We start from the raw sequence: 12,352 nt of genomic DNA, 5'->3' as shown, positions 1-12,352 counted from the left end.
TACCTGTCGCAAGCTTTCGGTACAAAAGGCATTTGCTGAAAGAAGTTAACTTAAATGACATTTAAGAATCGAGTCTCCAACCGCAATGTTTCCATATTGAGGGAATTCCACCTGATTGGTTTTTTCCATATTGGTGATGAGGACAGGGGTGACAATTTCCTTATTCTGATTTTCAAGATACTCAAGGTCCACCTTCACCAGCGGGTCTCCTGCTTTTACCATTTGCTGTTCCTGAACGAGGAGCTCAAATCCCTTGCCATCTAACTCAACAGTATCTAAGCCAACGTGAATCAGAACCTCCAGCCCATTATCCGTACGAATTCCGATGGCATGCTTTGTCGGGAAAATACTCACGATTTGCCCATTAACAGGCGAAAAGAAGCTGCCGCTATTCGGAATAACAGCCATTCCATCCCCCATCATTTTTTCGGCAAAAACAGCGTCGGGTACCTCTGACAATGGAATCACCTCACCATTACATGGTGAGAAAACTTCCTCGATGATGGTCTTCGTTTTTTTACTAAATAATTTATTGAACATCTTCATAACCTGCTTTCTAGAGTTTATTAGAATCTAGTTCTTATCAACTATTTATCTATCAAAAGATGAGATTAGAATAGAATATTGACATACCTTTAGGAAAAAACGATTTAGTTACTTCTGTTCCAGGTACTCCATATACATTAGGAGACCGCAACAACAGCGCCCGGAACGATGCTCATGTCCTACTGTAATTCTCCATCCGACAGAAATGTAATATAGTTCCAAAATAGTGCTTCACAGACAATAAAAAAGGAGACAAAGGTTGGTGTTTGCGTTCCATCCTCTAGGATGTTATTCGAGCTGTTTGTATACAGATTATACGGTGTCATTCTGGCCAGACGATTATTTTTGAGATTCGTGATGGAAATAAACTGAATTCCTTTGGCGACTAAAGACTGTACCGCTGGAAAAATGGTCGGGGTATCACCCGATAATGAAATAATAATTACCAAATCCTTCTCGGTAAGACTCGGAAGGATGATTTCCAATTCATTCTGAGCCGGTATGGTGTGGAAATATTTATGTACAGGCAGGAAATGTCTTTTAAGCTCTTGAGCACAATTGACTTGTGCGGTACCCGTGCCGTAGACAAATACTCGATCCGCTTGATGGATGAGGGCGCACAGTTCACTAAAATCCTTTGATTGTACATATTTCATGGTTTCAAGAACATCATTATTCAAAACCTCTATTAAATTGGTTTCTTCCTTTACATCTTCCTGATCCTGCCACTTTAGAAAAACCCGGAATTCACTATAACCGCTAAACCCTAGCTTCTGAGCTAATCTTAATACCGAAGACCGTGAAACATTACACTTCTCCGCTAAAGCATTGATGCCAAGCTCATAACAAGATTTTTTATGATTAAGGACATATTTGAGAATGTGAAGGTCATTTTCATTCAATTGATTGTAATACTTATTAATTAATTCCTCGAGTGTCACAATAACCCCTCCTTATTGTATTATTGTACAAAAGTGAACACACCTATCACAAGGACGGGGTGAAGGATACCTTCCATACACATCATCAATACTGAAAGATCTACTATTAATGCCTGATGCCGATCCATTTCCTATTGGTGTGTAGGCAGCATTTCGATTCAGCATAAATTACTGACTAAAGGCCTGTCTTATAGTCAATCAAAGCATCATCATAGCTTTCTAATAGAGATTTTTTTCAAATAATCATTATATCCTTAAACATCGTAAGGGCTTTCATATTCCCTTTATAACAGCTCGACTACATTGAAACAATAGACTGCAGAGATTCTGGTTAATATCACCTATTCTGTTCCTTTTCCCTCCACCTAAGAAATTTCCCAGCTCGATAGGTGGTAAAAAGAGTCTCATAATGAAGCGGGAATTTTCTCGAGAAATGAGAATTGGAACAGAAACAGAGATTGGGCCCTTAATGCTTGTACTCTATTGTTGCTGTTTTTTTTGTGTGCTATAAATGGACATGTAAGCGATAACTTATTTGTTTGGGAGGAAATCGATATGAAGAAATATTCAATTGTTATTGCCGGCGGGGGCAGTACTTTCACACCTGGAATCGTATTAATGTTACTAGATAATTTAAATAAATTCCCTATTAGAAAGCTAAAGTTTTACGATAATGATGAAGAGCGTCAAAGCATTGTAGCTGGTGCTTGTGAAATCATTATAAAAGAAAAAGCTCCAGAGATTGAATTTGTGGCAACAACGGATCCGGAGGAAGCTTTTACAGATGTAGATTTTGTCATGGCTCACATTCGTGTCGGCAAATATGCGATGCGTGAATTAGATGAAAAAATTCCACTTAAGCATGGTGTTGTTGGTCAGGAAACCTGCGGCCCTGGTGGGATTGCGTATGGTATGCGTTCAATCGGCGGCGTATTAGAGCTTGTTGATTATATGGAGCAATATTCTCCAAATGCATGGATGCTTAACTATTCGAACCCAGCAGCGATTGTTGCAGAAGCCACTCGCCGCCTGCGTCCAAATTCAAAAATCCTGAACATTTGCGATATGCCTGTAGCGACTGAGGATTTAATGTCTAAAATCTTAGGTCTATCCTCTCGTAAGGAAATGAACGTTCGTTACTATGGCCTTAACCACTTTGGCTGGTGGACAGATATCCGCGATAATGATGGCAATGATTTAATGCCTAAGCTGAAGGAGCATGTACGTCAATACGGTTATGTAACAAATGCTGGACAAAATGAACAGCATATCGAAGCAAGCTGGAATGACACCTTCTTAAAGGTACGTGATACCTATGCAATGGACCCTGAGACATTGCCGAATACTTACCTTAAGTACTACCTATTCCCAGACTATGTGGTAGAGCATTCAAATTCAGAGTATACACGTGCTAATGAAGTAATGGATGGCCGCGAAAAGTTTGTCTTCGGTGAGTGCGAAAAGGTGATTAAGCAGCAATCAACGGAAGGCATTAAGCTTCATACCGATGACCATGCTTCCTACATCGTTGACCTTGCCCGTGCGATTGCTTATAACACACATGAAAGAATGCTTTTAATCGTTGAAAATAAAGGCGCAATTGAAAACTTTGACCCAACCGCTATGGTAGAAATTCCATGTATCGTTGGAAGCAATGGACCTGAGCCGCTATCAATCGGCACGATCCCACAATTCCAAAAAGGATTAATGGAGCAGCAGGTTTCTGTTGAAAAATTAGTCGTGGAAGCATGGGCAACTGGCTCTTATCAAAGGCTATGGCAGGCCCTAACACTGTCTAAAACCGTTCCAAGTGCAAAGGTTGCAAAGGACATTCTCGATGATTTAATCGAAGCAAACAAAGAATACTGGCCAGAGCTTAAGAAAGAAGCAGAGCTTGTGACAGCCAACGTTTAATAAGTAATCTGATTATGGTTCAAACCTACTTATCTATCATTGAACCTTAGCTTTGTAATTCCTATCATACGTGAAGAGACCTCTTGTCTCTTTATGTATGATAGGAATATTTATTTTCAAAAATTTTTTCAACTATATTTGAAACGCTTTCAAGGGAAGATTAATGGCTTAAGAACAATGTTTATTCTTTATTAGCAGGTTGATTGAAGTACCTGAAACGGAAACCAATATTCTAGATTAATTGATTTAACTTCATTCAGCAAATGCTTTTTGTACCGAAAGCTTGCGACAGGTACAGAAGTCCTCCACTTCTACAAGTGGGGGATGAATGCAAATGGTTCTTCGATTCAGTGGAGGTTCAAACCCCGGCTGAATGAAGTTAAGCCTCCGGCGGATGTCTCGGATTTTTTAAAGGTAGTTTATCGAGCGAGCTCGATAAAAATCCGGACGCAAATTCGACGGGCGAATTTGATAAATATTCAAATGAAATAAGAGGTGGAACATGTCGACTTTGTTTTCAATCGGCGAGGTATTAATTGATTTTATTCCGCTGGAAAAAGGAAGAGCCTTGAAGGATGTTGTTACGTTTGAGCGTGCTCCTGGTGGGGCCCCTGCCAATGTGGCAGCAGCGGTTGCCAAGTACGGTGGTCAAGCATCGATGATCACAAAACTAGGAGCAGACCCCTTCGGCCGCTTTCTTTTCGAGAAGCTGGAGGAAGCCGGAGTTCAGACGAATAAAATTCAAACCACAACAGAAGCCAATACAGGCTTAGCCTTTGTCTCGTTGCAAAGCAATGGTGAGAGGGATTTTACCTTTTACCGCAAGCCTTCTGCCGATTTATTGCTATCAGAAGCAGAAATTGAGGAGAATTGGTTTGCAGAAGGAGATATTCTTCATTTTGGCTCGGTTGATTTAGTCGAAAGCCCGATGAAGCAAGCCCATATGAAGGCGATTCAAAGTGCCAAATCAAACGGAGCGATCATCAGCTTCGACCCTAATGTGCGCCTGCCTCTTTGGGAAGACCCAGAGGAATGCCGAAACACGATATTATCCTTTATTCCAATGGCCCATATCGTGAAGATTTCCGATGAAGAGCTCGAGTTTGTTACCGGAATGAAGGATGAGGAAAAAGCCATTTCATCGTTATTCGTGGGCGATGTGAAGACCGTTATCTTCACAAAAGGCGCAAATGGAGCAGAGCTTTTTTTAAAGGATAAAAAATATGAATCTACCGGATTCCAGGTCGAGGTGTTCGATACAACCGGTGCAGGTGATGCCTTCGTTGGCGGATTCTTATACCAGCTGCTTAAAAAGAAAGCCACCCAGCAAAACCTGGAGGACATTCTTGCAGCCAATCATGAATCAATCCTTGCCTTTGCCAATGCCAGCGGAGCACTGACGACCACTGGAAAAGGAGCGATTTCTTCCTTGCCGAAAAAGGAAGAAATCCAGCTATTAATCTCGAAGCAATAATCGTTTGATCATGACCATGTGCATTTGTGCTTGAACTGTATCATCATTTTAAAAGAAAAGAAGGTAGAATAGAATGAAGGCACTTGTTTTAACAGATACAAAAAAACTAGAACTGTCAGAGGTGGCCATTCCAGAGCCAGCACCAAGTGAAGTCTTGGTCAGCGTAAAAAATTGCGGGATTTGCGGCACTGACCTCCATATTTACCATGGTGACCCCGGCTCTGCTGAAGTCACCCCTCCTGTTGTATTGGGACATGAATTAGCCGGCGAAGTGGTCGCAATTGGTGCTGAGGTGACTCAAGTAAAGGTTGGTGACAGAGTAGCGGTTGACCCTAATATCTATTGTGGGAAATGTAAGTATTGCCGCAGCGGCAAGGTTCATCTTTGTTCCGATTTATCAGCAGTAGGCGTGACCCGCAATGGAGGCATGGGCGAATACTGTACAGCTCCTGAGGCAAACTGCTATCCTCTGCCAGATTCAATGAGCTATGAGCAAGGCGCCATGGTTGAGCCTTTGAGCTGTGTGCTGCATGGATTTAAGAAGCTCACCTTCAGACCCAATGACCGAGTTTTCATTGTCGGAGGCGGCTTTATTGGCATGCTGTTCCTGCAACTTGTCCGAAATTACACAACAGGTTCGATTGTGGTTAGTGAAATTAATGCTTCGAAGCATGAGGTACTCACACAACTCGGGGCGACAGAGGTGGTTTCCCAAATTACTTCTGATTTATATAGCCAATTTGATGTGGTCATCGAATGTGTTGGGAAGAAAGTAACGATTGAAAATGCAGTGAAATGTGCTGGTAAAGGGGCACAGGTGCTTCTGTTTGGTGTTCCAGGTCCAAATGAAGTCGTTGAGATCGCTCCATATGAAATCTTTAGTAAAGAATTATCGATTTCAGGCTCCTTCATTAATCCATTCACGTTGGATGAGGCAGTGAAATTGTTGGACAAAGAAGTGGTGAATATTGAACCGCTAATCAGTCATAGAATTAGATTGGAAGAGGTTGAACATGTTCTAGAGAACTACCCGAAGCTACAGGTTTCAAAAGCGTTAATTACTTTATAGAGTATTTAATAGGCACAGTTAGTGAATCATGCTAACTGTGCCTTTTTCAATTCCAAGGTATGATAAATTCTCCTTCCATCTAATGATTGATTTCTCCCTTATACAAAGCTTTCTTATGGCAAAAAAAAGAACCCTGTTGCTCAGGGTTTTCGCTCGACTTCAACCACGTCCATCCTCCAAACGGACTACATTCCGACTCGTAATATAACAAAGCTACAGATAAAAGAAAAGAATAGCAGAAATAACATTAACAAGGAAATAAGCTTATTTTGCAGAATGATTTTCAGTTTCATCACTTGTGTGAATTTCACCTTCATTAAATATAAAGTGATGGCCACTACGATGGTAATTAAAAGATTACTAACAGCGATTTGCGAAATCAGCATGATCCATAAGGCAAAACCAATATAAGCCTTCCCTTCCTCTGTATCCATATTCTGATAGATAGAAAAAAGGATATAAGCCCATGTTAAACCCAGCATGGAAACAACCAATTGAATATTGCTCCAGACACTTTGGTTTAAATACTCTTCAAAATTAAGGCCTTGCGTACTCATCGTCATCATCATATAGATACCAAAGACCACAGGTATTAAAATGGTTAAACTCATTAATATTTTATAGGCCTTTTCAAAGGTTGAAAAAGGAAGCATGACATTCTTTAAAATTGCTTTCATTGTAATCCCTCGTTATTTCGTTATTTTCATTCTTACACATCATAATAGTAATCTACCCTGTTATGTTGATAACAGGGTATCTTTAATGGATATCTTCAAAACTTAACTAATTTTCAGTAATTTTTCAAACTCTTCTCTTACTTGTGGAACAGATAATCCAACAATGACCTGAATTGCTTTACCATTTCGAACGACACCGTGTGCTCCGCCCATTTTGAATTCTGCATCAGAGGCTAATAAAGTTTGATCATAGACGGTAACCCTTAATCTTGTTGCACAGTTGGTTACGTCCTCGATATTATCCCTGCCGCCAAGTGCCTCTAAATAATTAGCAGCCAAGTCAGTAAAGGTACCAGTGATTCCCACTTTAGCTCCTGCTGCCCCTTGCTTACTATTCTTATAATCCTCTTTTCGGATTAATTTTGTTTCTTCATGATCCGCTTCACGTCCAGGTGTTGCATAATTGAATTTGACGATTAAGAATTTAAATACCGCAAAGTAGATCACAACAAAGATTAAACCGATTACAATTTGGGTTAAATAGGTTTGCCAATGGTTTTGGAATAGTGGCAGCCAGTTTTGTGTTACCCAGTCAATCAAACCACTGTTAAAGTTTCCTGAAACACCCATTACATACATTAGAGTATTCATCGTTGCCGAAATGAGAGCATAAATCACAAACAAGATGGGAGCAACGAATAGGAATGTAAACTCAAAAGGCTCGGTAGTTCCGGTTAAAATAGCAGTAAGAACAACCGGGATTAAGATACTTAACACTCGTTTTTTCTTTTCAGGCTTAGCAGTCAGATAGAAGGCTGCCGCAATTCCGATTGGGGCAAACACTTTCTCTGTACCAAACATCATAAAGGCACCTTCAGGGAATAATTCCTTAAGCGGCTTCGTTGATGCAGCAAATTCGCTGAGATGGGTTAACCAGTACTTCACAAGGCCTTCATCCACTGCTGCTGGTCCATATAGGAAAGGCATCCAAATAAAATGATGCAAACCAGTTGGAATTAAGAGTCTATTCAAGAAGTTATAGACAAAAATACCGACGGTTCCGGAAGAAACCATAAAGCCTTGTAAGCTGGCAATTCCATTTTGTACTCCTGGCCATACAAAGCAAGTGACTAGAGCGAGAGGAAGCATAATCAAAAATCCCATTAGTCCTACTAAAGTAGAACCTTGGAAAACACCAAGCCAATCAGGCAATTTTTTATCAAAGAATTTATTATGTATCCAAACAGATACCGCTGCAATCGCAATAGCGCCTAGAATATTGGTGTCTAACGTCTTAATACCTGCAATCATGTCTAGGCCCGTTCCGTAGCCGCCACCGGAAATATCTACGGAATAATCGACACCAAAGGTTGGACCCCAGAATTGGAGGATACTGCCGACAAAATAATTGAAGGTTAGATATATTAATAGAGATTCGATTGCTGCACGTGCAGGTGCATTTTTAGCCAATCCAATTGGTAGTGCAACAACAAAGATTAATTCCATTTGGTTAAAAATCGTCCAGCCGCCATTTTGTACGGTCATCCAAAACTTATACCAAAAGGCATCCGGATCAGCCAGTCCACCTACAATCGCTGGATTGGTTAACATAATCGTAATGGCAATAATAAGACCAGAAAATGTAAAGAATAAAACCGGAGTAAACATAGCACCGCCAAAGCGCTGCATAACCTGCATCATTTTATCTTTCATAAAAAAAAACACCTCACTTTTTATAGTACAACTAAAAAATTATTTTAGAAAAGTACTTTTTGCTAAATTCCAGCAAATCACTTCCTTCCCTCCAATTGAGGTAACGCTTACACAATAAAATTAACCTCTTCGAGTACATTTCACAATACAGTTTGCCAACTCTGGGAAATTAACCAAAAGTAGTAATGGGTATCAGGAAGTGAGAATTTTCCCAACGAGGTAAAATGCATGAGGACGGTATTTATAGGAGCTTGCTGGAGTGAATTTCAGATATTTACTAGGATGGGTTCTTTGTCTTTCCCAAGCGATAATTGGGGTGGAAAACTCTACGATAAACAATTGAACTGACCTAAAAAACAGATAAACAACATTTTCAACATAAAAAATATGTAAATTCTATATTTTCGACATTTTTCAACAAACACCTACTAAAGTCCTGTGATATGATGACACAGATCAAATTCGCCCATCGAATTTGCGTCCGGATTACCTAAGCTCGCTCGGGTAAACTACCTTTAAAAAATCCGAGACATCCGCAGGAGGCTTAACTTCATTCAGCCGGGGTTTGTACCCCCGCTGAATCGAAGGACCATTTGCCTTCATCCCCCACTTGTAGAAGTGGAGGACTTCTGCTGAATGAAGGTAAAACTAATTTAGGAGGTAAGAATTATGTCTTTATATGGATTTATTGTGTTAATCCATGTTCTCGGTGCGATATGTGGCATTGGCGCATCCTTCGCATCACCCTTTCTATTAAACAGGGCTAAAACAGCCAAGCAAGCAGAGTTTGCTCTTCATGTAAATCATTCCATTGATAAGGTAGTCGTCATAGGGACTTTTACCCTACTTATTTCAGGTTTAATGATGGGAGCATTAAATACTAGTTTATTTACGCAGGGCTGGTATATCGCGTCACTCATTCTATTCGTGACTATTTTGCCCGTTGCCGGCTTTATCGTTCCTAAAAAAGTGGCTCAACAGGTGGAAATTCTTAAAAATCATCAGGGTCATGAGCTTCCTGATTCTTATCTAAATGTCAAAAAACAAGCAGCTCCGTTCAATCGCTATACATATATAGCAACAGTCATTATCATTATTTTCATGGTAACAAAGCCGTTCTAATAGGAATTAATCCCAATGCCTTCAAGCGGCAGAAAAAAAGAAAGCACGATGAGAGAGTTCACTTTCTCAAAGTGCTTTTCTTACTTATCGGGTAATTCCAGGGCTGGAAGCTGACTTAAATAATAGTCGACAATCTCGGGAAAATCTTCTATCTCTTTTTTCCCCTTCTCGCTGAGAACATAAATGCCTCGCTGTACTCTATCAAACCAGCCATAATAATTTTTCGTGAGGATGGAGGAGGTTTTTTCACCCGTCCCCTTTTCCCGTAATGCTTTTGGCGACAAAGCCCCTAAATGATTCAGGTAGCAGGCAATTTGAATACAATTCTCTTTATAGGCCGTCATAATTTTCGTTCGACTGCTGCCACCGATATTATAATCCGCACTTCGACCTGCCATCTCCTTCATTAAGGCCTCCCGCTTACGCTTGTTTTGCCTCTTGCTTTGGCGGCTAAGTGGGGCCGGATGAAACAAAACCTCTGCTTTGGTTCCTTTGCCCTGAAAGGAGACGAGGATGAGCCCCAGCTCCAACCGCTTGACTAAATGGCATTTATCTCGCCATTGCTTCGAGTTCAAGCGTCCCTTTGGCCTCGGAATCGCGATGTATACCTGATTGGTTAACTTTTGCCGCTTGGCTGCCTGGATAAGCAAATCAACGCTAAGCGTCAGCTTTAATTCAACAATCACCAACTCGTCATCCTTAACCGCGGCGATGTCACAATCGTTGACTTCCCCATAAACCTCATATTCCTCACGAACAAAATACCGTTGAATCGGTTTATATAAATCTACCTCTTGTAGTTTTCTTTTTTCACTCAAATGACCCTCACCACTTTATGACCAGTTTCCTCGAATACTGATATTACTTGCCTATCTATTATACGTTTAACACAGGTAATTTTTTATAGAAAAATGACGAATTCTATTAAAATGATTTATTCCAGATAAACCGACAACTATTTGAAATGGCCTAGTCTATAATGGCAACTACCGATGAAGGACAAAGATTTATCACTTGAAAGGGGGGAGCTGATGGCAAAACAGACTTGAGATTTCTTCATTTTTTCCCTTACGGATATCATTGAATAAGCATGTCATCCTTTATACACAGCAGCAGAAGAACCCGTTTACTCCACTAAGTCATTTCTCCATTCACTCTACTTACTATACATTGGAACCTTTCATACAGCAGCATTTTTATGAGTCCTTTTCCTAAAACCAATTTTTACAGGAATGGAGGAAATGAAAATGATCCTGGTCATGTTGATGCTAAGCTATCTCAGCACATACTTCCTGGTTTCGTTTACTATAGGTTGGTTGATTACATTGTTTCAGAATCAGTTTTTTAAATAAGGATGTGAAGTAAAGAAATTTCATCGAAGAGCCAGCATTCACAATCCTTTCTTACTTGTATCCAAGGAAAAGAGGGTTCGAAATATGGGAGACTTACTTCGGCATGCGGTTCAATCACAAAGACAAAGGTTAATTCATCTGTTAACGGAATCAGGTGTATATTACAAAAGCAAAAAACACCTTGATGATTGGACCTTGAGTGACCTTGAAAAAGAGTACCGATATTTAAAGGATAATGGACTTCTTTCCAATCGTAATGCGCGAAATCGTGATAGTGAAACCTAACCAAATCAAAACCACCCTGTCTTCACGGCGCGGGTGGTTTTCTTATTATTAAAAAGGGATGTTTCTGCCTCTTCCTGTAATGGACTGCGTAACATCTGAGCCAAATCACAGATCCTCTCTTGTTCATATCAGGATGCCTCGGGAGGTCGTTTTCTTTTCTTAGTCATCTTTTTTCTGATAATAGCAATCAAAAAAAGGAACGGTATGTAGCAAAAAAGCAGGATTAATCCGCTATACCCTATGTATTTTTCCATTACGCTGGAATAATGGATTTCGACTAATTGGCTGTTGACATAGTGAAAAATGAGAAGGAATCCCACTAATATATAGGTCGGTTTTAATTTCGGGATTGTTGCTTTCATACATCTAACAGCCGACCAGAGATAAGTACAGATAACAGGCATAACGACTAACAGCCAAGTGAATATAAAAATAAATTCAAACCGCTCTAAGAATGGCAAGCGGATAATTTTAATCATGGTTAAAGTAGGCCAGGTTAAATGTTGCAGCTTTCCTTGCGAAAAAAACAAAAAAGTAATAATGGTAATAATTGTATATAGTGACGTTGTATAGAGTAACCCTAAATGACCCCTCTTTTGAGCCTTTTCTTTATTTTTAATAAAAGGGAAAAAAACAAGCACGGTTTCAAATCCGAAATACATGGGGGCGATTTCCTTAGCAGAGATGAAATAGTCCTTCGCTCGATGCTCGAAGGGTGGAGAGAGATAGGAAACCTCTGCAAAGCCAAGCAGATAGAGTAAGGATAGCAACAGAAAAGTAGGAATCACAACGCCCCAGAAAGCGATACTTGTGATCACCCTAATTCCTCCTACCACAATATAATAAACCAAAAGGGATAAAAGCAAGGAGAATTCCCAGCTGGCGATGCCATCGAACACCCAAATCTGAAGAATATCGATATAGGTACGTATGGCAAATAGACTAACGATGGCCAAATAGCATGCTAGGATGATATTTAATGCACCACCAAAGATGTTTCCAAACACATCCCTGTGGAAAGAGAGGATATCCCCCGAGCTTGAAACTTTCATAATCAAAAGCATCATCAAAAAGACAACATGCAAAACGAGTCCAAAGGCTAAGACAGAGAGCCAGGCATCATGACCTGCCCCCCTAATGACATTGGATTGGAAGTTGAGAACACTCACCCCTGTTTGTGCCGAATGCATAAGAAAGAAGAGAAAGTAAGGAGAAACCATTTTATTTTCTTTCACCATTGAGGTCATCGTCATCCATCC

At 40.2% G+C, this 12,352-nt stretch carries 11 protein-coding genes; 5 read left to right on the top strand and 6 right to left on the bottom strand.

Going from position 1 to position 12,352, the window contains the following annotated elements:
- Window positions 1–45: 45 nt before the first annotated feature.
- Complete coding sequence (locus BQ5321_RS01710) at window positions 46–540, bottom strand: PTS sugar transporter subunit IIA (protein ID WP_071392897.1); 495 nt, start codon at window positions 538–540, stop codon at window positions 46–48.
- Window positions 541–725: 185 nt separating this feature from the next.
- Window positions 726–1,487 carry a MurR/RpiR family transcriptional regulator gene (locus BQ5321_RS01705; protein WP_071392896.1) on the bottom strand — a complete coding sequence of 254 codons (762 nt, stop codon included), beginning with the start codon at window positions 1,485–1,487 and terminating at the stop codon, window positions 726–728.
- A gap of 555 nt (window positions 1,488–2,042) precedes the next feature.
- On the opposite strand from BQ5321_RS01705, the gene BQ5321_RS01700 reads away from it, so the two are divergent.
- The 3 genes from BQ5321_RS01700 to BQ5321_RS01690 all read left to right on the top strand — a co-directional run bounded on the left by BQ5321_RS01700 (window position 2,043) and on the right by BQ5321_RS01690 (window position 5,944).
- Entirely contained in the window at window positions 2,043–3,401 is a 1,359-nt protein-coding gene (locus BQ5321_RS01700; protein ID WP_071392895.1) for a 6-phospho-alpha-glucosidase, read from the top strand.
- A gap of 502 nt (window positions 3,402–3,903) precedes the next feature.
- Window positions 3,904–4,875, top strand: a complete 972-nt coding sequence (locus BQ5321_RS01695) for a carbohydrate kinase family protein (protein ID WP_071392894.1) — start codon at window positions 3,904–3,906, stop codon at window positions 4,873–4,875.
- 73 nt (window positions 4,876–4,948) lie between these two features.
- Window positions 4,949–5,944: a zinc-dependent alcohol dehydrogenase family protein gene (locus BQ5321_RS01690; protein ID WP_071392893.1), complete on the top strand. Its 996-nt coding sequence runs from the start codon at window positions 4,949–4,951 to the stop codon at window positions 5,942–5,944.
- Between the two features lie 185 nt (window positions 5,945–6,129).
- Here the strand turns inward: BQ5321_RS01690 and BQ5321_RS01685 are convergent, their stop codons facing one another.
- Window positions 6,130–6,621, bottom strand: a complete 492-nt coding sequence (locus BQ5321_RS01685; protein ID WP_071392892.1) for a hypothetical protein — start codon at window positions 6,619–6,621, stop codon at window positions 6,130–6,132.
- A gap of 102 nt (window positions 6,622–6,723) precedes the next feature.
- On the bottom strand, window positions 6,724–8,322 hold the full coding sequence (locus tag BQ5321_RS01680; RefSeq protein ID WP_071393032.1) for an alpha-glucoside-specific PTS transporter subunit IIBC: 1,599 nt from the start codon (window positions 8,320–8,322) through the stop codon (window positions 6,724–6,726).
- Between the two features lie 681 nt (window positions 8,323–9,003).
- On the opposite strand from BQ5321_RS01680, the gene BQ5321_RS01675 reads away from it, so the two are divergent.
- A complete protein-coding gene (locus tag BQ5321_RS01675) occupies window positions 9,004–9,456 on the top strand; it encodes a DUF2269 family protein (RefSeq protein ID WP_071392891.1) in 453 nt (150 codons plus the stop codon).
- An 80-nt stretch (window positions 9,457–9,536) separates the two neighbouring features.
- Here the strand turns inward: BQ5321_RS01675 and BQ5321_RS01670 are convergent, their stop codons facing one another.
- Complete coding sequence (locus BQ5321_RS01670; protein WP_071392890.1) at window positions 9,537–10,274, bottom strand: DUF2161 domain-containing phosphodiesterase; 738 nt, start codon at window positions 10,272–10,274, stop codon at window positions 9,537–9,539.
- Window positions 10,275–10,892: 618 nt separating this feature from the next.
- Here BQ5321_RS01670 and BQ5321_RS01665 point away from each other — a divergent pair.
- The gene (locus BQ5321_RS01665; RefSeq protein ID WP_071392889.1) at window positions 10,893–11,093 is read left to right on the top strand and encodes a Fur-regulated basic protein FbpA; all 201 of its coding nucleotides are present in this window, start codon (window positions 10,893–10,895) and stop codon (window positions 11,091–11,093) included.
- Between the two features lie 128 nt (window positions 11,094–11,221).
- Here BQ5321_RS01665 and BQ5321_RS01660 read toward each other — a convergent pair whose 3' ends face one another.
- On the bottom strand, window positions 11,222–12,340 hold the full coding sequence (locus tag BQ5321_RS01660; RefSeq protein ID WP_071392888.1) for a GerAB/ArcD/ProY family transporter: 1,119 nt from the start codon (window positions 12,338–12,340) through the stop codon (window positions 11,222–11,224).
- Window positions 12,341–12,352: the final 12 nt, after the last annotated feature.

It is taken from the genome of Bacillus tuaregi, assembly GCF_900104575.1.
GTDB classification, from domain to species: Bacteria; Bacillota; Bacilli; order Bacillales; family Cytobacillaceae; genus Bacillus_BD; species Bacillus_BD tuaregi.
Note: the sequence above shows the minus strand (reverse complement) of the source record. Positions and strands in the feature narration are given on the sequence as shown.